Annotated in this window: 20 protein-coding genes and 2 pseudogenes; 17 read left to right on the top strand and 5 right to left on the bottom strand. The window is 73.4% G+C overall.

Annotated features, from left to right (window positions below; genetic code table 11):
- Positions 1 to 116: 116 nt before the first annotated feature.
- From hrcA to era, 13 genes are all read left to right on the top strand, one after another.
- Positions 117 to 1,133, top strand: coding sequence for a heat-inducible transcriptional repressor HrcA (gene hrcA, locus MW084_RS08685; RefSeq protein WP_010468512.1), 1,017 nt, complete (start codon positions 117 to 119; stop codon positions 1,131 to 1,133).
- Positions 1,134 to 2,270, top strand: a complete 1,137-nt coding sequence (gene dnaJ / locus MW084_RS08680) for a molecular chaperone DnaJ (RefSeq protein WP_010468513.1) — start codon at positions 1,134 to 1,136, stop codon at positions 2,268 to 2,270.
- Between the two features lie 136 nt (positions 2,271 to 2,406).
- Positions 2,407 to 3,480, top strand: a complete 1,074-nt coding sequence (locus tag MW084_RS08675; protein ID WP_010468514.1) for a nitronate monooxygenase — start codon at positions 2,407 to 2,409, stop codon at positions 3,478 to 3,480.
- On the top strand, positions 3,477 to 4,214 hold the full coding sequence (locus MW084_RS08670) for a 16S rRNA (uracil(1498)-N(3))-methyltransferase (RefSeq protein ID WP_010468515.1): 738 nt from the start codon (positions 3,477 to 3,479) through the stop codon (positions 4,212 to 4,214). The genes MW084_RS08675 and MW084_RS08670 overlap by 4 nt, the downstream gene beginning before the upstream one ends.
- Before the next feature lie 66 nt (positions 4,215 to 4,280).
- On the top strand, positions 4,281 to 4,640 hold the full coding sequence (locus MW084_RS08665) for a histidine triad nucleotide-binding protein (protein ID WP_010468516.1): 360 nt from the start codon (positions 4,281 to 4,283) through the stop codon (positions 4,638 to 4,640).
- Between the two features lie 5 nt (positions 4,641 to 4,645).
- Positions 4,646 to 5,551, top strand: a complete 906-nt coding sequence (locus tag MW084_RS08660; protein ID WP_010468517.1) for a ribonuclease Z — start codon at positions 4,646 to 4,648, stop codon at positions 5,549 to 5,551.
- Between the two features lie 230 nt (positions 5,552 to 5,781).
- On the top strand, positions 5,782 to 6,777 hold the full coding sequence (locus tag MW084_RS08655; RefSeq protein WP_078571385.1) for a PhoH family protein: 996 nt from the start codon (positions 5,782 to 5,784) through the stop codon (positions 6,775 to 6,777).
- A 29-nt stretch (positions 6,778 to 6,806) separates the two neighbouring features.
- Positions 6,807 to 7,304 carry an rRNA maturation RNase YbeY gene (ybeY, locus tag MW084_RS08650; RefSeq protein ID WP_010468520.1) on the top strand — a complete coding sequence of 166 codons (498 nt, stop codon included), beginning with the start codon at positions 6,807 to 6,809 and terminating at the stop codon, positions 7,302 to 7,304.
- Entirely contained in the window at positions 7,301 to 8,596 is a 1,296-nt protein-coding gene (locus tag MW084_RS08645; RefSeq protein ID WP_010468522.1) for a hemolysin family protein, read from the top strand. Before ybeY ends, MW084_RS08645 begins: the two co-directional genes overlap by 4 nt.
- Positions 8,593 to 8,949, top strand: coding sequence for an MmcQ/YjbR family DNA-binding protein (locus tag MW084_RS08640; RefSeq protein WP_010468524.1), 357 nt, complete (start codon positions 8,593 to 8,595; stop codon positions 8,947 to 8,949). The genes MW084_RS08645 and MW084_RS08640 overlap by 4 nt, the downstream gene beginning before the upstream one ends.
- Before the next feature lie 129 nt (positions 8,950 to 9,078).
- On the top strand, positions 9,079 to 9,792 hold the full coding sequence (locus MW084_RS08635; RefSeq protein ID WP_010468526.1) for a sensor domain-containing protein: 714 nt from the start codon (positions 9,079 to 9,081) through the stop codon (positions 9,790 to 9,792).
- Positions 9,793 to 9,848: 56 nt separating this feature from the next.
- Positions 9,849 to 10,202: a cytidine/deoxycytidylate deaminase family protein gene (locus MW084_RS08630; protein WP_010468528.1), complete on the top strand. Its 354-nt coding sequence runs from the start codon at positions 9,849 to 9,851 to the stop codon at positions 10,200 to 10,202.
- A 96-nt stretch (positions 10,203 to 10,298) separates the two neighbouring features.
- Entirely contained in the window at positions 10,299 to 11,249 is a 951-nt protein-coding gene (gene era / locus MW084_RS08625) for a GTPase Era (protein ID WP_039828731.1), read from the top strand.
- Positions 11,250 to 11,273: 24 nt separating this feature from the next.
- Here the strand turns inward: era and MW084_RS08620 are convergent, their stop codons facing one another.
- From MW084_RS08620 to MW084_RS08610, 3 genes and pseudogenes are all read right to left on the bottom strand, one after another.
- Positions 11,274 to 11,552: a protealysin inhibitor emfourin gene (locus MW084_RS08620; RefSeq protein WP_010468531.1), complete on the bottom strand. Its 279-nt coding sequence runs from the start codon at positions 11,550 to 11,552 to the stop codon at positions 11,274 to 11,276.
- Between the two features lie 9 nt (positions 11,553 to 11,561).
- A pseudogene (locus MW084_RS08615) lies at positions 11,562 to 12,483 on the bottom strand (M4 family metallopeptidase); the annotation flags it as partial.
- Position 12,484: 1 nt separating this feature from the next.
- Positions 12,485 to 12,638 (bottom strand): annotated as a pseudogene (locus MW084_RS08610) (peptidase M4 family protein); the annotation flags it as partial.
- Between the two features lie 293 nt (positions 12,639 to 12,931).
- Between MW084_RS08610 and leuA the strand changes: the two are divergent.
- Together leuA and MW084_RS08600 are read left to right on the top strand one after the other, a co-directional pair.
- Complete coding sequence (gene leuA, locus MW084_RS08605; RefSeq protein WP_010468533.1) at positions 12,932 to 14,701, top strand: 2-isopropylmalate synthase; 1,770 nt, start codon at positions 12,932 to 12,934, stop codon at positions 14,699 to 14,701.
- A gap of 289 nt (positions 14,702 to 14,990) precedes the next feature.
- Positions 14,991 to 15,695 (top strand): TerB family tellurite resistance protein, encoded by a 705-nt coding sequence (locus tag MW084_RS08600; RefSeq protein ID WP_010468534.1) that lies wholly within the window; start codon positions 14,991 to 14,993, stop codon positions 15,693 to 15,695.
- Between the two features lie 66 nt (positions 15,696 to 15,761).
- Here the strand turns inward: MW084_RS08600 and MW084_RS08595 are convergent, their stop codons facing one another.
- Positions 15,762 to 17,129: an FAD-dependent oxidoreductase gene (locus MW084_RS08595; protein ID WP_010468535.1), complete on the bottom strand. Its 1,368-nt coding sequence runs from the start codon at positions 17,127 to 17,129 to the stop codon at positions 15,762 to 15,764.
- A 252-nt stretch (positions 17,130 to 17,381) separates the two neighbouring features.
- On the opposite strand from MW084_RS08595, the gene recO reads away from it, so the two are divergent.
- Both recO and MW084_RS08585 read left to right on the top strand, forming a co-directional pair.
- The gene (recO, locus tag MW084_RS08590; protein ID WP_010468536.1) at positions 17,382 to 18,128 is read left to right on the top strand and encodes a DNA repair protein RecO; all 747 of its coding nucleotides are present in this window, start codon (positions 17,382 to 17,384) and stop codon (positions 18,126 to 18,128) included.
- Between the two features lie 29 nt (positions 18,129 to 18,157).
- Positions 18,158 to 19,018: an isoprenyl transferase gene (locus MW084_RS08585; RefSeq protein WP_029553287.1), complete on the top strand. Its 861-nt coding sequence runs from the start codon at positions 18,158 to 18,160 to the stop codon at positions 19,016 to 19,018.
- A gap of 75 nt (positions 19,019 to 19,093) precedes the next feature.
- Here MW084_RS08585 and MW084_RS08580 read toward each other — a convergent pair whose 3' ends face one another.
- Positions 19,094 to 19,513 carry a Fur family transcriptional regulator gene (locus MW084_RS08580; RefSeq protein WP_010468538.1) on the bottom strand — a complete coding sequence of 140 codons (420 nt, stop codon included), beginning with the start codon at positions 19,511 to 19,513 and terminating at the stop codon, positions 19,094 to 19,096.
- Positions 19,514 to 19,559: the final 46 nt, after the last annotated feature.

Raw genomic sequence — 19,559 nt, 5'->3', positions numbered from 1 at the left:
GTCGCCCTTGCCAGGCATCGACTCCGGCCCCGTACACTGGCCGCGGGGATGGTTGGCACTCGGACAGGGCGAGTGCCAGCAGACGTCAGCCGACCGGAGCCAGCTGGAGGTGCGCCGTGCTCAGTGAACGCAGACTCGAGGTGCTGCGCGCCATCGTCCAGGACTACGTCGGCACGGAGGAGCCCGTCGGCTCCAAGGCGCTCACCGAGCGCCACAACCTGGGCGTGTCGCCGGCCACCGTGCGCAACGACATGGCGGTGCTGGAGGAGGAGGGGTTCATCGCCCAGCCCCACACCAGCGCCGGGCGCATCCCCACGGACAAGGGCTACCGCCTCTTCGTCGACAAGCTCGCCGGAGTCAAGCCGCTGTCGCCGCCGGAGCGCCGGGCCATCCAGAACTTCCTGGGGGGCGCGGTGGACCTGGACGACGTCGTGGGGCGCACGGTCCGGCTGCTCGCCCAGCTGACCCGCCAGGTCGCGGTCGTGCAGTACCCGTCGCTGACCCGGTCGACGGTGCGCCACGTCGAGCTGCTGTCGCTGGCCCCGGCCCGGCTGATGCTCGTCCTGATCACGGACACCGGGCGGGTGGAGCAGCGCATGGTCGACTGCCCCGCCCCGTTCGGCGAGACGTCCGTGGCCGACCTGCGCGCCCGGCTGAACAGCAAGGTCGCCGGCCGCCGGTTCACCGACGTGCCGCAGCTGGTGCAGGACCTCCCGGAGTCCTTCGAACCGGAGGACCGCGGGACGGTCTCCACGGTGCTCTCCACGCTGCTGGAGACGCTGGTGGAGGAGACCGAGGAGCGCCTGGTGATCGGCGGGACCGCCAACCTCACGCGCTTCGGGCACGACTTCCCGCTCACCATCCGGCCGGTGCTGGAGGCGCTGGAGGAGCAGGTCGTGCTCCTCAAGCTGCTCGGCGAGGCGACGGATCCGGCCATGACCGTGCGCATCGGCCACGAGAACGCCCACGAAGGGCTCAACTCCACGTCCGTCGTCGCGGTCGGCTACGGTTCGGGCGACGAGGCGGTCGCCAAACTCGGCGTGGTCGGACCGACCCGCATGGACTACCCCGGAACGATGGGAGCGGTACGCGCAGTGGCACGTTACGTCGGACAGATCCTGGCGGAGTCGTAAGTGGCCACGGACTACTACGCCGTACTCGGCGTGCGCCGCGACGCGTCCCAGGACGAGATCAAGAAGGCATTCCGCCGGCTCGCCCGCGAGCTGCACCCGGATGTCAACCCCGATCCCAAGACGCAGGAGCGCTTCAAGGAGATCAACGCCGCCTACGAGGTGCTGTCGGACCCGCAGAAGAAGCAGGTCTACGACCTCGGCGGCGATCCCCTGTCGTCCGGCGGGGCCGGCGGGGGGCCGGGCTTCGGCGCGGGCGGCTTCGGGAACTTCTCCGACATCATGGACGCCTTCTTCGGCACGGCGTCCCAGCGCGGCCCCCGGTCGCGCACCCGCCGCGGCCAGGACGCGATGATCCGGCTGGAGATCGAGCTCGACGAGGCGGCCTTCGGCACGACGAAGGACATCCAGGTCGAGACGGCCGTGGTGTGCGCCACCTGCTCCGGCGAGGGCGCGGCGCCCGGCACCTCGGCGCAGACCTGCGACATGTGCCGCGGCCGCGGCGAGGTGTCGCAGGTGACGCGGTCCTTCCTGGGCCAGGTCATGACGTCCCGCCCGTGCCCGCAGTGCCAGGGCTTCGGCACGGTCGTGCCGACGCCGTGCCCCGAGTGCGCGGGCGACGGCCGGGTGCGGTCCCGGCGGACGCTCACGGTCAAGATCCCGGCCGGCGTCGACAACGGCACCCGCATCCAGCTCGCCGGCGAGGGCGAGGTCGGCCCCGGCGGCGGTCCGGCGGGCGACCTGTACGTGGAGATCCACGAACTGCCGCACCCCGTGTTCCAGCGGCGCGGCGACGACCTGCACTGCACGGTGACGATCCCGATGACGGCAGGCGCCCTCGGCACGAAGGTGCCGCTGGAGACGCTCGACGGCCTGGAGGAGGTCGACATCCGGCCGGGGACCCAGTCGGGCCAGTCGATCCCGCTGCACGGCCGCGGCGTGACGCACCTGCGCGGCGGCGGTCGCGGCGACCTGATCGTCCACGTCGAGGTGCTGACGCCCACGAAGCTCGACGCGGAGCAGGAGCGCCTCCTGCGCGACCTGGCGAAGCTGCGCGGCGAGGAGCGGCCGACGGGCCAGTTCGCCCCCGGCCAGCAGGGGCTGTTCTCCCGGCTGAAGGACGCGTTCAACGGGCGCTAGCGGGTCCCGGGCGGTACGGCTCCGGGGGGCGGGGGCGCCCCGGAGCCGTACCGCCTCCCGCGAACCCCCGGACGGCGGCCGGGCCCCGCACGGCGCCCGCGGTCCGGCGGGGCGCGGGGCGTGACACCATGCGTCCATGCCCTCCGCGCTGACCGGTCTCTGCCGCCACCCGATCGTGCAGGCCCCCATGGCCGGCGGCGCCTCGTGCCCGGAGCTCGCCGCCGCCGTGTCCGAGGCGGGCGGCCTCGGCTTCCTGGCCGCCGGGTACAAGACGGCCGACGGGATGTACCGGGAGGTCCAGCGGACCCGGGGCCTCACCGCCCGCCCCTTCGGCGTGAACCTGTTCCTGCCGCAGCCGGGCCAGGCGGACGCCGCCGCCGTCGGACTGTACGGCCAGCAGCTCGCCGGGGAGACCGCCTGGTACGAGACGCCGCTCGGCGACCCGGACGCCGGCCGGGACGACGGCTACGACGCGAAGCTGGCGATCCTCCTCGACGACCCGGTGCCGGTGGTGTCCTTCACCTTCGGCTGCCCCGCCCGGGACACGCTGGCGGCCCTGGCGCGCGCGGGCACCCGCACCGTCGTGACGGTCACCGACCCCGACGAGGCGCGGGCCGCCGAGCACGCCGGCGCCGACGCCGTGTGCGCGCAGGGCGTCGAGGCCGGCGGCCACCGGGGCACCCACCGCGACGACCCGGAGGCCGAGGGCTCGGGGACCGGGCTGCTGACGCTGGTCGCCCAGGTCCGCGAAGCCGTGCGGCTGCCGGTGCTCGCCGCGGGCGGTCTGATGCGCGGCGCGCAGGTCGCCGCCGTCCTCGCGGCGGGCGCCGAGGCCGCGCAGCTCGGCACCGCGTTCCTGGCGTGCCCGGAGTCCGGCGCCGACCCCCTGCACAAGCGGGCCCTGACGGACCCCCTGTTCACCCACACCGAGCTGACCCGCGCCTTCTCCGGACGCCCCGCCCGGAGCCTGGTCAACCGGTTCGTGCGGGAGCACGGGCCGTACGCCCCGGCCGCCTACCCCGAGGTGCACCACCTCACCAGCGGGCTGCGCAGGGCCGCGGCCAGGGCGAAGGACCCGCAGGGCATGGCCCTGTGGGCCGGCCAGGGCCACCGCCTGGCCCGGGAGCTGCCCGCCGGGCGGCTCGTCGAAGTACTCCGCCGCGAAATCCGGTCGGCCCTCGCGGCACCGGCCCTGAGAGGTGTGTCATGACCGCCCCCGTCTTCGTCGTCGAGCAGGTCCCCGCCGGGCCCGAGTACGTCCTGGAGGGCCCGGAGGGCCGGCACGCGGTGTCCGTGCGGCGGCTCGGCCCCGGCGAGGACGTGATCCTCACCGACGGGCACGGCCGCTGGACCGGGGGCGTCGTCAAGGCCGCCGAGGGCAAGGACCGGCTCGTCGTCGTGGACCTGCACGGGGTCCGGGAGGAGCCGGAACCCGAGCCGCGCATCACCGTCGTCCAGGCCCTCCCCAAGGGCGACCGCGGCGAGCTCGCCGTCGAGACGATGACGGAGACCGGGGTCGACGCGATCGTCCCCTGGCAGGCGTCCCGCTGCATCACCCAGTGGCGCGGCGACCGGGGCGCGAAGTCGCTGGCGAAGTGGCGGGCCACCGCCCGCGAGGCCGGCAAGCAGTCCCGCCGGGTCCGCTTCCCCGACGTCGCCGGGGCCATGACCACCAAGCAGGTCGCCGGACTGCTGACCGGGGCGGACTTCGCGGCCGTGCTGCACGAGGAGGGCGCCGAACCGCTCGCCACCGCCCCGCTGCCCGCGGCCGGCCGCTTCGTGCTGGTCGTGGGCCCCGAGGGCGGCGTCGCACCCGACGAACTCGCCGCGTTCGCGGAGGCCGGCGCCCGGCCCTACCGGCTCGGACGGAGCGTCCTGCGCACCTCCACGGCCGGCACGGCCGCGACGGCGCTCCTCCTGGGGCGTACCGGGCGGTGGTCCTGAGGCGGTCGCCCGGCGGCGATAGGGTACGGGCGTACCTGCCGTGAGACACGAGGGAGGGCCGCCGGCATGGCCGGAGAGCCGCGCAGCGACTGCCTGTTCTGCAAGATCGTGGTGGGGGAGGTGCCCGCGACCGTCGTCCGCGAGACGGAGACCACCGTCGCGTTCCGCGACATCAACCCCCAGGCGCCCACCCACGTGCTGGTGATCCCCAAGGCGCACCACGCCGACGCCGCCGCCCTCGCCGCCGCGGCGCCGGAGATCGCCGCCGACGTGCTGCGCGAGGCGGGGGAGGTGGCCGCGCAGGAGGGGGCCGGCGGCACCGGGTACCGGATCGTCTTCAACACGGGTGCCGGGGCCGGCCAGACCGTCTTCCACGCGCACGCCCACGTCCTCGCCGGACGCGGCCTCGAGTGGCCCCCCGGGTAGACCGCGTGTCCGTACGGGAACTCGTCGTGCTGGGCACCGCCAGCCAGGTGCCCACACGCCACCGCAACCACAACGGCTACCTGCTCCGCTGGGACGGCGAGGGCATCCTCTTCGACCCGGGCGAGGGCACCCAGCGCCAGATGCTGCGCGCCGGGGTCGCCGCGCACGACATCGACCGGATCTGCATCACGCACTTCCACGGCGACCACTGCCTCGGCCTCGCCGGGGTCGTCCAGCGCATCAACCTGGACCAGGTCCCGCACCCCGTCACCGCCCACTACCCGGCGTCCGGGCAGCGGTTCTTCGAGCGGCTGCGGTACGCCACCGCCTACCGCGAGCGCGCCGACATCGTGGAGGCGCCCGTCGCCGCCGACGGGCCCGTCGCGCGGACGGCGGGCTACACCCTGGAGGCACGCCGCCTGTCGCATCCCGTCGAGTCGTTCGGCTACCGGCTGACGGAGCCGGACGGGCGCCGCATGCTGCCCGACCGGCTCGCCGCGCACGGCGTCAGGGGCCCCGACGTGGGCGTCCTCCAGCGGGAGGGCACCCTGCGCGGGGTGCGGCTGGAGGACGTCAGCGAGGTGCGGCCCGGCCAGCGCTTCGCCTTCGTCATGGACACCCGCCTGTGCGACGGCGTCCACGCGCTCGCCGAGGGCTGCGACCTGCTCGTCATCGAGTCGACGTTCCTCGACGAGGACGCCGCCCTCGCCGTCGAGCACGGCCACCTCACCGCGGGGCAGGCCGCCGCGGCCGCCCGCGACGCGGGCGTCCGGCACCTGGTCCTCACCCACTTCTCGCAGCGCTACGGCGATCCGTCCGCCTTCGAGCGGCAGGCCCGCGCGGCCGGGTTCGACGGCGAGCTGACCGTCGCCAGGGACCTCGTCCGCGTCCCCCTCCCCAAGCGCTCCTAGGCACCGGGCCGGGCCCCGGNCCCGGCGGCCCTCCCACGTGCCGTCCGGGGAGCCGCCCTCCCCGCGGCGGGTCTCCCCGGCCCGCCTTCCGCCGGTCCGCCCGGGGGTCGCCCCGGGGCGGGGGAAAAGCCTTCTGGGTTCCGATCCGCACGCCGTACCCTGGAGGGCAGAGGTTGTCGAGCCGCGAGAACCCCGCAACAGGAGGTATGCGCAGGCCACAGAGCCGGCCCATGACTCACACACCGACAGATCAGGTACGAGCCCACTTCACCGTACCCGCCAAGCACCCCATGGTGACCGTGCTCGGTTCGGGCGACGCCCTGCTCCGGGTGATCGAGCAGGCGTTCCCCCGCGCCGACATCCACGTGCGGGGCAACGAGATCAGCGCGGTGGGCGAGGCCGCCGAGGTGGCCCTCATCCAGCGGCTGTTCGACGAGATGATGCTGGTGCTGCGCACGGGGCAGCCCATGACGGAGGACGCGGTGGAACGCTCGATCGCCATGCTCAAGGAGGAGACCGGGGGAGCGGCCGCCGAGACGCCGTCCGAGGTCCTCACCCAGAACATCCTCTCCAGCCGTGGCCGCACCATCCGTCCCAAGACGCTCAACCAGAAGCGGTACGTCGACGCGATCGACAAGCACACGATCGTCTTCGGCATCGGCCCGGCCGGCACCGGCAAGACCTACCTCGCCATGGCGAAGGCGGTCCAGGCCCTGCAGTCCAAGCAGGTCAACCGGATCATCCTGACCCGGCCCGCGGTCGAGGCGGGCGAGCGCCTCGGCTTCCTGCCCGGCACGCTCTACGAGAAGATCGACCCGTACCTGCGGCCGCTGTACGACGCGCTGCACGACATGCTCGACCCCGACTCGATCCCGCGGCTGATGGCGGCGGGCACGATCGAGGTCGCGCCGCTGGCGTACATGCGCGGCCGGACGCTCAACGACGCGTTCATCATCCTCGACGAGGCGCAGAACACGAACCCCGAGCAGATGAAGATGTTCCTGACCCGGCTCGGCTTCGACTCGAAGATCGTCATCACCGGCGACGTGACCCAGGTCGACCTGCCGAACGGCACCAAGAGCGGCCTGCGGCAGGTCCAGGACATCCTCGACGGCGTCCAGGACGTCCACTTCTCCCGCCTCACCTCGCACGACGTCGTACGGCACAAGCTGGTCGGCCGTATCGTCGACGCGTACGAGAAGTACGACACCCACAACGGGCGCTGACCAATCGAAGCGAGAGACCGAACAACCACATGTCGATCGACGTCAACAACGAGTCCGGCACCGAGGTCGACGAGCGGGCGATCCTCGACGTCGCCCGCTACGCGCTCGCGCGGATGCGGATCCACCCCCTGTCCGAGCTGTCGGTGATCGTGGTGGACGCCGAGGCGATGGAGCAGCTGCACCTGCAGTGGATGGACCTGCCGGGTCCGACGGACGTCATGTCCTTCCCGATGGACGAGCTGCGCCCGCCGTCGAAGGACGACGAGGAGCCCCCCCAGGGGCTCCTCGGGGACATCGTGCTCTGCCCGGAGGTCGCCGAGCGGCAGGGCCGCGAGGCGCCCACGCGGCACTCCATGGACGAGGAGCTCCAGCTGCTCACCGTCCACGGGGTGCTGCACCTCCTCGGCTACGACCACGAGGAGCCCGACGAGAAGGCCGAGATGTTCGGGCTCCAGGCGGCGATCGTCGACGGCTGGCGGGCGGAGAAGGGCCTGACCGGCCCCTCCCCGGCGCCGACCGTCTCATGACCGGCGGGCTCGTCGCGGGCGCGGTCGCGCTCGTCGTGGTCGCGTGGCTCGCCGCGTGCGCGGAGGCGGGCCTGGCGCGGGTCTCCGGTTTCCGGGCCGCCGAGGCGGTGCGGTCGGGGCGGCGCGGCGCGGCCAGGCTCGCCCAGGTGGCCTCCGACCCCACCCGCTACCTGAACGTGGCGCTGCTCGTCCGGGTCGCCTGCGAGATGGCGGCCGGCGCGCTCGTCACGTACGCCTGCCTGGAGGAGTTCGCCGGGACGTGGAGCGCGCTGGCCGTGGCGATCGGCGTGATGGTGCTCGTGTCGTACGTCGCCGTCGGCGTCTCGCCGCGGACGATCGGCCGCCAGCACCCGCTGAACACGGCGACGGCCGCCGCGTACGTGCTGCTGCCGCTGGCCCGGATCATGGGCCCGGTCCCGCAGCTGCTGATCCTCATCGGCAACGCCCTCACCCCCGGCAAGGGCTTCCGCAAGGGGCCGTTCGCGTCCGAGGCGGAGCTGCGCGCCATGGTCGACCTGGCGGAGCGGGAGTCCCTCATCGAGGACGAGGAGCGCCGGATGGTGCACTCGGTCTTCGAACTGGGCGACACCCTGGTCCGCGAGGTGATGGTGCCGCGCACGGACCTGGTGTCGATCGAGCGGTACAAGACCGTCCGGCAGGCCCTCACCCTCGCCCTGCGCTCGGGTTTCTCGCGCATCCCGGTCACCGGGGAGAGCGAGGACGACGTGGTCGGCATCGTCTACCTGAAGGACCTGGTCCGCAAGACCCACATCAACCGGGAGGCGGAAGCCGACCTGGTGTCCACGGCGATGCGGCCGGCGGCGTTCGTGCCGGACACCAAGAACGCCGGCGACCTGCTGCGCGAGATGCAGCGGGAGCGCAACCACTGCGCGGTGGTGGTCGACGAGTACGGCGGCACGGCCGGGATCGTGACCATCGAGGACATCCTGGAGGAGATCGTCGGGGAGATCACCGACGAGTACGACCGCGAACTGCCGCCCGTCGAGGAGCTGGGCGACGGCCGCTACCGGGTGACGGCCCGTCTCGACATCGGCGACCTCGGCGAGCTGTTCGGGCTCGACGCGTACGACGACGAGGACGTGGAGACGGTCGGCGGCCTCCTCGCCAAGGCCCTCGGCCGCGTCCCGATCGCCGGGGCGTCCGCCGTGGTCGGCCTGCCCGACGGGCGGGCGCTGCGGCTGACCGCCGAGTCCCCGGCGGGCCGCCGCAACAGGATCGTGACCGTGCTGGCGGAGCCGGTCCCGCCGGAGCCGGAGGACGAGGCCGCGTGACCCCCGAGCGGCTGAGGGCGCTCTGCCTGGGCTTCGAGGGCGCGGTGGAGGAGTTCCCCTTCGGCCCCGGCACCTCCGTCTTCAAGGTCGCGGGCAGGATGTTCGCCCTCGGCGCGCTCGACGCGCGGCCCCTCGCGGTGAACCTCAAGTGCGAGCCGGAGAACGCGGTCCGCCTGCGGACCGAGCACCCGGACGCCGTCGCCCCCGGCTACCACATGAACAAGCGCCACTGGAACACGGTCACCGTCTCCGCCCTGCCGGACGCGCTGGTCGAGGAGTTGGTCGAGGACTCCTACGACCTGGTCGTCGCCGGCCTGCCGAAGGCCGAACGGCTGCGCCTGGACCGGCCGTAGGCCCGTCGGCCACCGGTGCGCCGGTGTGCCGTCGTCAGCGGCGGCAGTTACCCTCACTGCGGCCCGCAAGGGCGGGGAGGGGGAACGCTGGCTCCCCGAGACGACCACAGCGATGGGGAGCACACCTCTATGCGTATCCGTACGTACCGCGGCACCGTCGTGGCGCTCACCGCGTCCGCCCTCCTCCTGACCGCCGCGTGCGGCGGCCCGTCCGACGGGAAGGACGGCGGGGGCGGTCCGGACGGCGGCCGCGGCACCGGGCAGAAGCCGGCGTCCGCCCCGCTCACCGAGGCCCAGATGAAGGCCGGCCTCCTGGAGGCCGGCGACCTGCCGGCCGGCTGGAAGGTCGGGACCACCATGCCCGCGGAGGGCCGGCCGAAGGCGGAGAAGCCCGAGTGCCAGCCGCTGGCGACGCTGATGTCCGCCGAGGTGGAGGGCACCACGAAGGGCGGTGAGCGCGACTTCCGCGGGCCGGGCGACAGCGTCTTGGCCCAGATGGTCCTCACGTACCCCGACAGGGCCGGCGCGGCGGCGTTCGTGAAGGGGCTCGACGGCGCCGTCGGCAGGTGCCGGTCCTTCACGACCGTCCAGGACGGCCGGAGGATGTCGGTCGCCGCGGAGGAGCTGACCGCTCCGAAGGTCGGAGAGGAGGCCTTCGCCGTGCGGCTCACGATGGACATCCCGCAGCTCGGCATGGTGCTGAAGACCGACGTGCTGGTCGCCCGCCAGGGCGCCGGGATCACCCGCCTCGGGTACCTACCGGGCGCCGAGCCGGACCCCGCCGCCTTCGAGGACCTGGCCAAGCGCGGCGGCGACAAGTTCGCCGAGGGCGCCCGGAGCTGAGGCTCCCGGCGTACGGGGCGGCCGGGCTCCCCGGCCGCCCTGCTTATGCTCGGGGCATGACGCACAGCACCGAACTCGACCCCGAGGACCGCAAGATCATCACACTGGCGCGCAGTGCCCGCGCCCGCAACGGCGTTCCCGAGGGCGCGGCGGTGCGGGACGAGACCGGGCGCACCTACGTCGCCGGGACGGTCGAGCTGGAGTCGCTCCGGCTGAGCGCGCTGCGGACCGCCGTGGCGATGGCGGTGGCCAGCGGAGCGAAGTCCCTGGAGGCGGCGGCCGTCGTGTCCGAGGCCGAGACCGTCCCCGACGCCGACCGCGCCGCCGTTCGCGACCTGGGGGGCCCTGCCACCCCGGTCCTCCTCGCCGGCCCGGACGCGCGGGTGCGCGCCCGCGTGACGGCGGGCTGAGCGCCCGGCCGGCGGGGGCCGGACCGCGTCCCGCGCGGGGCCGCGGCGGCGGTCCCCGCCCGGCGCGGTACGTGGCCCGTGCCGGGATCGGGGAGAATGGCCCCCATGAGCGTTCGCACATCAGAGACCGAGGCGACCCACCGCGCGGGCTTCGCCTGCTTCGTAGGCCGTCCCAACGCCGGCAAGTCCACCCTCACGAACGCTCTGGTCGGTCAGAAGGTGGCCATCACCTCCAACCGCCCCCAGACGACCCGGCACACCGTGCGCGGCATCGTGCACCGGCCCGACGCCCAGCTCGTGCTGGTCGACACCCCCGGCCTGCACAAGCCGCGCACCCTCCTCGGCGAGCGGCTCAACGACGTCGTCCGCACGACGTGGGCGGAGGTCGACGTGATCGGCTTCTGCCTCCCCGCCGACCAGAAGGTCGGCCCCGGCGACCGGTTCATCGCCAAGGAGCTGGCGGGGATCAGGAAGACCCCGAAGGTCGCGATCGTCACCAAGACCGACCTCGTCGACTCCAGGGCGCTCGCCGAGCAGCTCGTCGCCGTCGACCGGCTCGGCGAGGAGCTGGGCATCGAGTGGGCGGAGATCGTCCCGGTGTCGGCCGTCGGGGACCAGCAGGTCCAGCTCCTCGCCGACCTGCTCGTCCCGCTGCTGCCCGAGGGTCCCGCGCTCTACCCCGAGGGCGACCTCACCGACGAGCCCGAGCAGGTCATGGTCGCCGAGCTGATCCGCGAGGCCGCGCTGGAAGGCGTGCGGGACGAGCTGCCGCACTCCATCGCGGTGGTCGTGGAGGAGATGCTGCCCCGCGAGGACCGCCCCGCCGACAAGCCGCTGCTGGACATCCACGCCAACGTCTACATCGAGCGCCCCAGCCAGAAGGGCATCGTCATCGGTCCCAAGGGCAAGCGCCTGAAGGAGGTCGGCATCAAGTCACGCAAGCACATCGAGGCGCTGCTCGGCACCCCGGTCTTCCTCGACCTGCACGTCAAGGTCGCCAAGGACTGGCAGCGCGACCCCAGGCAGCTGCGGAAGCTCGGGTTCTGACCCGGGCCGCCGGGAGGGCGTCCGTCAGGCGCCCTCCCGCAGCACGCGGGAGACCAGCTCGCGCTGCGCCCCGGTCAGGTGCGGCTCCGCGCAGCGGACCGTGCGGCCGTCGACCGTGATCTCGTAGCCGAAGCCGTCCGGCACCCCGGGCCCACTCCGCGCGCTGCCCCTCGCCGCGGCCTCCTCCAGGACCGCCCCGGCCAGGGCCTGCCAGGCGTCGGCGTCCGGCCGGCCGGAGGTGTCCACCTCCGCCCGGCGCTCGATCCCCGCGAAGCCGCCCGTGCGCCGCACCTCGATACGCATGACCCCTGTCTACCCCCCGGTGGGCACTCCCACCGCCGACCACGCCTTGAGCACCGCCCCGGCCTCCGCCCCGCCGGCGCCGAACCGTCCGCGCGCCGCCGCCACCGTCAGCCGGGCGAACGCCGCGAAGTCGGCCCGCTCCCCGAGCTTGCCGCCGGTCAGCACGTCGTACCAGATCCGCCCGGCCCGCTCCCAGGCGTACCCGCCCAGCTCCGTGGCCGTCAGGTAGAAGGCGTGGTTGGGAATGCCGGAGTTGATGTGCACCCCGCCGTTGTCGGCGGCCGTGTCGACGTAGTCCTCCATCGTCGCGGGCTGCGGGTCCTTGCCGAGGACGTCGTCGTCGTACGCCGTGCCGGGGGCCTTCATGGAGCGCAGCGCCACGCCCCGCACCCGGTCCGACAGCAGTCCCGCGCCGATCAGCCAGTCGGCCTCCCCGGCCCGCTGGCCCAGCGTGTACTGCTTGACCAGCGAGCCGAACACGTCCGACACGGACTCGTTCAGCGCGCCCGGCTGGCCGGAGTAGAGGAGGTTCGCGGTGTGCTGCGTGACGCCGTGGGCCAGCTCGTGGCCGATCACGTCGACCGCCAGGGTGAAGTCCTCGAAGACCTCCCCGTCGCCGTCGCCGAACACCATCCGCTCGCCGTTCCAGAAGGCGTTGGCGTACTTCCGGTCGTAGTGCACCGTCGCCTCCAGCGGGAGCCCGGCACCGTCGACGGAGTCCCGCCCGTAGGCGTGGAGGAGCAGTTCGAACGTCGAGCCGAGACCGGTGTAGGCGCGGTTGACGGTCGCGTCCCGCACGGGCCCGTCGCCCTCGCCGCGGACCTTCCTGCCGGGCAGGCGGGTGCGGTGCTCGGCGTCGAAGATCGTGCGGCGCGGCCTGCCCAGGGCCGCCGGCGCGCCGTGCGGGGCCGGGCGGACCGCGCCGGCGGCGNCGAGGCGGCGGGCGGTGCGGTTCGCCTCGTCGACGGCGAGGGTGCGGCGGGCGGACTCGGCGACGGCGGGGTCGGCGGAGCGGGCGAGCCTGTCCAGGAGGTGGGGCGGGACGATCGTGCAGAGGACTCCGGTGGGGGAGGGGTACGCAGTCATGTCCGGCAATGTGGCAGTCTGTCACGGTGTTGTCACCAGTGGTGACGCTGATTGACGAAAAGGAGTGATAGTTCACTGTTCGGCGGTTATCGACCGGGAATCCCGCATACTGGAACGGCACCTCCCCCTCGCCGCTCCCCGGCTACTCTGCTGCGCATCATGCGTTTCGGGCTGCTTCTCCTTAGCCGCCGCGGCGAGGGCCTGTAGTCGTAGGCCGACCCCCTCCCCGCGGAGTCCGGTGTTGCTTCGATCCCGTCGGCCGTCCCTCAGCCCAGATTCGAGGAGCCCGCGCGATGCCACACCCCGCACCCCAGCCCGTCGGCCGCCCCACGCCGGTCACCAACGCGACGCACGCCCAGAAGCCGTCCGGGATGCCGATCCACAGGTACGGCCCGTACGAGGCCGTCGACCTCCCCGGCCGCACCTGGCCGGACCGGCGGATCACCAAGGCGCCGCGCTGGCTGTCGACCGACCTGCGCGACGGCAACCAGGCGCTGATCGACCCGATGTCCCCCGCCCGCAAGCGGGCCATGTTCGACCTGCTCGTACGCATGGGCTACAAGGAGATCGAGGTCGGCTTCCCGTCCTCCGGCGAGACCGACTTCGCGTTCGTCCGGTCGATCGTCGAGGAGGGGGCGATCCCCGAGGACGTGACGATCTCCGTGCTGACCCAGGCCCGCGAGGACCTGATCGAGCGGACCGTGGAGTCCCTGCGCGGCGCCCACCGGGCGACCGTGCACCTGTACAACGCCACCGCGCCGCTCTTCCGCCGGGTGGTCTTCCGCGGCTCCAGGGACGACGTCAGGCGGATCGCCGTGGACGGCACGCGCCTGGTGATGGAGTACGCCGACAAGATCCTCGGCGACGACACGGTCTTCGGCTACCAGTACAGCCCGGAGATCTTCACCGACACCGAGCTGGACTTCGCGCTGGAGGTCTGCGAGGGCGTCATGGACGTCTGGCAGCCCGAGGAGGGCCGCGAGATCATCCTGAACCTGCCGGCGACCGTGGAGCGCTCGACCCCCTCCACGCACGCCGACCGGTTCGAGTGGATGTCCCGCAACCTCTCCCGCCGCGCGTTCGTCTGCCTGTCCGCGCACCCGCACAACGACCGCGGCACGGCCGTCGCGGCGGCGGAGCTGGCCGTCATGGCCGGCGCCGACCGCGTCGAGGGCTGCCTGTTCGGGCAGGGCGAGCGCACCGGCAACGTCGACCTGGTCACCCTGGGCATGAACCTGTTCAGCCAGGGCGTCGACCCGCAGATCGACTTCTCGCAGATCGACGAGATCCGCCGGACCTCCGAGTACTGCAACCAGATGGAGGTCCACCCGCGCCACCCGTACGTGGGCGACCTGGTCTACACCGCCTTCTCCGGCTCCCACCAGGACGCCATCAAGAAGGGCTTCGACGCGATGGAGGCCGACGCGGCGGCCCAGGGCAAGACCGTCGACGAGATCGAGTGGGCCGTGCCGTACCTGCCCATCGACCCCAAGGACGTGGGCCGGTCCTACGAGGCGGTCATCCGGGTCAACTCGCAGTCCGGCAAGGGCGGCATCGCGTACGTCCTGAAGCACGACCACAAGCTGGACCTGCCGCGCCGGATGCAGATCGAGTTCTCGAAGATCATCCAGGCGAAGACCGACGCCGAGGGAGGGGAGGTCACCCCGGCCGACATCTGGGCCGTCTTCCGGGACGAGTACCTGCCCAACCCGGAGAACCCGTGGGGACGCATCCAGCTGCGGTCCGGCCAGACCACCACCGACAAGGACGGCACGGACACCCTGACCGTCGAGGCCGTCGTCGACGGTGCCGACACGGTGCTGACCGGCTCCGGCAACGGCCCGATCTCCGCGTTCTTCGACGCGCTGAACGCCGTCGGGGTCGACGTCCGGCTGCTGGACTACCAGGAGCACACGATGAGCGAGGGAGCCTCCGCCCAGGCCGCCTCGTACATCGAATGCGCCATCGACGGCAAGGTGCTGTGGGGCGTCGGCATCGACGCCAACACGACCCGCGCCTCGCTGAAGGCGGTCGTCTCGGCCGTCAACCGCTCCGCGCGCTGATCCGTCCCCCCGGCCCNNNNTCCCNGCNCNNGGNCGTCCGNNNCTCCGGNCCCCNGTGGGCAGGGACGAAGGGGCCGGGGGCCGCCCGCGCCCGCCCTCCCCGGGTCCCGCCCCGGGGAGGGCGGGCGCGTTCCCCGGGGCTCGCGGGCACCTTTGCCCGCGGTCCGCGCCGCGAGCGGGCTTCGGCCATGTCCGGGCGTTCTCGCGACGAGGTGCTGACGTCACATCACCGATGTGGTTAACATCACGTCCACCCCGGCAGGACGGCCGGGGCGTCAGGAGGTGCGACGTGCGGCCAGCGCGGGAAACACACGGATCGAACGGCCGGAAGCTCCGCATCTGCTCCGTCCGCACCTCGTGGCACACCGTCGGCGACGGCGAGTTCTTCTGCCCGGGCTGCGGCGGCGACCGCAGCTACCGGCGCCGCACGGGACGCCGCCGCCTCACCGTCCTCGGCGTCCCGGTGCTGGCGCGCGGGCCGGCGGGCCCGGTCGTCGAGTGCGCCGCCTGCCACGGCCGGTTCGGCACGGAGGTGCTGGACCACCCCACGACGGCCCGGTTCTCGGCGATGCTCCGCGACGCCGTGCACACGGTGGCCCTCGCCGTCCTGGCCGCCGGCGGCACGTCGTCGCACGCCGCCGTGCGGACCGCGGTGCGCGCCGTACGGGACGCCGGGTACGACGACTGCACGGCCGGCGCCCTCACCGGTCTCGTCGAGGCGCTCGCCGCGGACACCGGCCGCTACCTCGCGGACATCGGCGGGCCCTACGGTGCGGCCCTCGCCGTCGAGCTGCACGAGGCCCTGGAGCCGCTCGCCCCCCACCTGGCGACCGCCGGGCGGGAGTCGATCCTCCTCCAGGGCGCCCGCATCGCCCTGGCGGACGGCGCCTACGTCCAGGCCGAGCGGGACGTGCTCGCCACCGTGGGCAACGCCCTGCTCCTCCCGCCCGGCGACACGGCCCGCCTCATGGAGACGGCCCGCGCCCCGTTCTGAGCGCCCCGCCGTGACGTGGGCGCCGGGCCGGGGCGCGCGGAGCGCCACCCGGCCCGGCGGCCCGCGTCAGACCTCGACGCCGCTCGCGCGCAGCATCTCCTCGCGCTCCACGATCTTCACGCGCTCGCGGCCCTCGGCCTCGCCGCGGGCCCGCTCGGCCGCGTCCAGCCGGTACCAGCCCTCCCACGTCGTGTACGCGACGCCCCGGCCCTCCAGGAACTCCACCACGGCGTCCTCGCCCGGCGCCTCCGGCGTGCGCAGCCGGCCCTCGCGGTGGTCCTCCAGCAGGTTGGCGACGGTCTCGTTGGCGTCGCCCTTGGTGTGGCCGATCAGGCCGACCGGACCGCGCCGGATCCAGCCGGTGACGTAGGTGGACGCCAGGTGCTCGCCGCCCTCCATCACCCGGCCGCCCTCGTCCGGGACGGTGCCGGAGGCGGCGTCCCACGGCAGCTTCGGCAGCTCCTCGGAGAGGTAGCCCACCGCGCGGTACACGGCCTGGACGTCCCAGGTGGTGAACTCGCCGGTGCCCCTGACGTTGCCGGTGCCGTCCAGCTCGGTGCGCTCGGTGCGCAGGCCGACGACCCTGCCGTCCTCGCCGAGGATCTCGACGGGCGACTCGAAGAAGTGCAGGAACAGCTTGTGCGGCCGGTCGCCGACGTCGCGGATCGCCCAGTTCTCCAGGGTCTTGGCGACCATGTCGACCTGCTTGTTGGAGCGCCGGGCGTCGATGGACCCCTGGTCGTAGTCGATGTCCTCGGGATTGACGACGACCTCGATGCTGGGGGAGTGGTCCAGCTCGCGCAGCTCCATGGGGCTGAACTTCGCCTGGGCCGGGCCGCGGCGGCCGAAGACGTGGACCTCACGCGCCCTGTTGGCCTTCAGGCCGTCGTGGACGTTCGGCGGGATCTCCGTCGGCAGCAGCTCGTCGGCGGTCTTGGCGAGGATGCGCGCCACGTCCAGGGCGACGTTGCCGACGCCCAGCACGGCGACCTTCTCGGCCTCCAGGGGCCAGGTGCGCGGCACGTCGGGGTGGCCGTCGTACCAGGAGACGAAGTCGGCGGCGCCGTGGGAGCCGTCGAGGTCGATGCCCGGGACGTTCAGGTCCCGGTCGGCGTCGGCGCCGGTGGAGAAGACCACGGCGTCGTAGAAGGCGCGCAGGTCGTCCAGGGTGATGTCGGACGGGTAGGAGACGTTCCCGAAGAGGCGGACCTGCGGCTTGTCCAGGACCTGGTGGAGCGCCGTGACGATGCCCTTGATCCGGGGGTGGTCGGGGGCGACGCCGTACCGGATGAGGCCGAACGGCGCCGGCATCCGCTCGAACAGGTCGATGGAGACGCCCGGGTCGCCGGCGGCCTCGGACTTCAGCAGCGCGTCGGCGGCGTAGATGCCGGCCGGGCCGGCACCGACGATCGCGACCCGCAGGGGGCGGGGCATGGCAGGTTCCCTTCGACGATCAGCACTTCTCACCCGCCAGCCTCACAAGCACCGGGGTGGAGCGGTACCCGCTCCGGAGCTATGGCCGCATAAGGCAGGCTTATGAGAGCTCGAAGCGGGAACGGGGGCGCACGATCCGGTCGGACCGCGCACACCAGCCTATGGGGGGCCTTTCGGCGTCCCGCCCCGGGGGTCGGCGTCCGGCGCGGGGAGCCGGAACGGAGGCTCCGCCGCGTACGGGAGAATGGGGTCATGAGTCTGTTCCGGGATGACGGCGTCGTGCTGCGTACGCAGAAGCTGGGCGAGGCCGACCGGATCATCACGTTCCTCACCCGCGGCCACGGGCGCGTGCGGGCCGTCGCGCGCGGGGTGCGCCGCACCAAGTCGAAGTTCGGGGCCCGGCTCGAACCCTTCTCCCACGTGGACGTCCAGTTCTTCGCCCGAGGCTCCGAACTCGTCGGGCGCGGCCTGCCGCTGTGCACCCAGACCGAGACCATCGCCCCGTACGGCGGCGGCATCGTCACCGACTACGCCCGCTACACGGCCGGCACGGCCATGCTGGAGACCGCCGAGCGGTTCACCGACCACGAGGGCGAGCCCGCCGTCCAGCAGTACCTGCTGCTCGTCGGCGCCCTGCGCACCCTCGCCCGCGGCGAGCACGCCCCGCACCTGGTCCTCGACGCCTTCCTGCTGCGCTCGCTCGCCGTCAACGGCTACGCCCCCTCCTTCGACGACTGCGCCCGCTGCGGCCTGCCCGGGCCGAACCGGTTCTTCTCCGTCGCGGCGGGCGGCGTGGTCTGCGGCGACTGCCGGGTGCCCGGCAGCGTCGTACCCTCGGCGGAGGCGGTCGGCCTGCTCGGCGCGCTGCTGACCGGCGACTGGGAGACGGCGGACGCCTGCGAGCCGCGCCATGTCAGGGAGGGGAGCGGACTGGTGTCCGCCTATCTGCACTGGCACCTGGAGCGCGGGCTGCGCTCGCTCCGCTACGTGGAGAAGTAAGAGAACTAGGAGATGTGAGCCGCATGGCCATGGCACGACGCGGAATCCTCGGGCGCTCCAAGCGGCGGTACGAGGACCCCGAGCCGCACCCGTCCGGCGCCCGCCCGCCGAAGATCCCCGGCGAGATGGTGCCCGGGCACGTGGCGATCGTCATGGACGGCAACGGCCGCTGGGCCAAGGACCGCGGCCTGCCCCGCACCGAGGGCCACAAGGTCGGCGCCGAGCGCGTCCTGGACGTGCTGCAGGGCGCGATAGAGATGGGCGTCGGCAGCGTCTCCCTGTACGCCTTCTCCACCGAGAACTGGCGGCGCTCCCCCGAGGAGGTCCGCTTCCTGATGAACTTCAACCGGGACTTCATCCGCAAGACCCGCGACCGGCTCGACGAGCTCGGCATCCGGGTCCGCTGGGTCGGCCGGATGCCCAAGCTGTGGAAGTCGGTCGCCCAGGAGCTGCAGATCGCCCAGGAGCAGACCAAGGGCAACGACCGCCTCACGCTGTACTTCTGCATGAACTACGGCGGCCGGGCCGAGATCGCCGACGCGGCGCAGGCGCTCGCGCAGGACGTGAGGGCCGGCCGGCTGGACCCGTCGAAGGTCACCGAGAAGACCTTCGCGAAGTACCTGTACTACCCGGACATGCCGGACGTCGACCTCTTCCTGCGGCCCAGCGGCGAGCAGCGCACCTCCAACTACCTGCTGTGGCAGAGCGCGTACGCCGAGATGGTCTTCCAGGACGTGCTGTGGCCCGACTTCGACCGCCGGGACCTGTGGCGGGCCTGCCTGGAGTACGCCCGGCGCGACCGCCGCTTCGGCGGCGCCGTGCCGAACGAGCAGCTCCTCGCGATGGAGGCGGCGATACGGGGCGACGAGCCCGCCGGCGCGGAGGGCTGACCCGGAACGGCCGCCGCACGTGCGGGAGGGCGCGGCCCCGAAGGAGCCGCGCCCTCCCGCGCCGTCGGACGGCGGTCAGCCGCGGGACGCCGCCGCGCACTGGGCGCAGGTGCCGAAGATCTCGACCGTGTGCGCCACGTTCACGAAGCCGTGCTCGGAGGCGACGGACTCGGCCCACTCCTCGACGGCCGGGCCCTCCACCTCGACGGCCTTGCCGCAGCCGCGGCACACCAGGTGGTGGTGGTGCTCGCCGGTCGAGCAGCGGCGGTAGACGGCCTCGCCGTCGCTGGTGCGCAGCACGTCGACCTCGCCCGCGTCGGCGAGGGACTGCAGGGTGCGGTAGACCGTGGTGAGGCCCACGGAGTCCCCGCGGTGCTTCAGCATGTCGTGCAGTTCCTGCGCGCTGCGGAACTCGTCCACCTCGTTCAGTGCCGCCGCGACGGCGGCACGCTGCCGGGTCGACCGCGCGCGTACGCCGGATCCTGCCGTCGCCACAGGTGCCTCCTTGCCCTCGGCCCGCTCACGCGTACGTCTGGTACGT

Origin of the sequence: Streptomyces sudanensis, assembly GCF_023614315.1 — a bacterium.
In the GTDB taxonomy this organism is placed as follows: Bacteria; Actinomycetota; Actinomycetes; order Streptomycetales; family Streptomycetaceae; genus Streptomyces; species Streptomyces sudanensis.
Note: the sequence above shows the minus strand (reverse complement) of the source record. Positions and strands in the feature narration are given on the sequence as shown.

What these genes read in the sequence shown, in the direction of transcription:
- MW084_RS08675 (WP_010468514.1), top strand. Translation starts at nt 2,407, where the DNA reads ATGCCCTCCGCGCTGACCGGTCTCTGCCGCCACCCGATCGTGCAGGCC.
- MW084_RS08670 (WP_010468515.1), top strand. Translation starts at nt 3,477, where the DNA reads ATGACCGCCCCCGTCTTCGTCGTCGAGCAGGTCCCCGCCGGGCCCGAG.
- MW084_RS08665 (WP_010468516.1), top strand. Translation starts at nt 4,281, where the DNA reads ATGGCCGGAGAGCCGCGCAGCGACTGCCTGTTCTGCAAGATCGTGGTG.
- MW084_RS08655 (WP_078571385.1), top strand. Translation starts at nt 5,782, where the DNA reads ATGACTCACACACCGACAGATCAGGTACGAGCCCACTTCACCGTACCC.
- ybeY (WP_010468520.1), top strand. Translation starts at nt 6,807, where the DNA reads ATGTCGATCGACGTCAACAACGAGTCCGGCACCGAGGTCGACGAGCGG.
- MW084_RS08645 (WP_010468522.1), top strand. Translation starts at nt 7,301, where the DNA reads ATGACCGGCGGGCTCGTCGCGGGCGCGGTCGCGCTCGTCGTGGTCGCG.
- MW084_RS08635 (WP_010468526.1), top strand. Translation starts at nt 9,079, where the DNA reads ATGCGTATCCGTACGTACCGCGGCACCGTCGTGGCGCTCACCGCGTCC.
- MW084_RS08630 (WP_010468528.1), top strand. Translation starts at nt 9,849, where the DNA reads ATGACGCACAGCACCGAACTCGACCCCGAGGACCGCAAGATCATCACA.
- era (WP_039828731.1), top strand. Translation starts at nt 10,299, where the DNA reads ATGGCCCCCATGAGCGTTCGCACATCAGAGACCGAGGCGACCCACCGC.
- MW084_RS08620 (WP_010468531.1), bottom strand. Translation starts at nt 11,552, where the DNA reads ATGCGTATCGAGGTGCGGCGCACGGGCGGCTTCGCGGGGATCGAGCGC.
- leuA (WP_010468533.1), top strand. Translation starts at nt 12,932, where the DNA reads ATGCCACACCCCGCACCCCAGCCCGTCGGCCGCCCCACGCCGGTCACC.
- MW084_RS08595 (WP_010468535.1), bottom strand. Translation starts at nt 17,129, where the DNA reads ATGCCCCGCCCCCTGCGGGTCGCGATCGTCGGTGCCGGCCCGGCCGGC.
- recO (WP_010468536.1), top strand. Translation starts at nt 17,382, where the DNA reads ATGAGTCTGTTCCGGGATGACGGCGTCGTGCTGCGTACGCAGAAGCTG.
- MW084_RS08585 (WP_029553287.1), top strand. Translation starts at nt 18,158, where the DNA reads ATGGCACGACGCGGAATCCTCGGGCGCTCCAAGCGGCGGTACGAGGAC.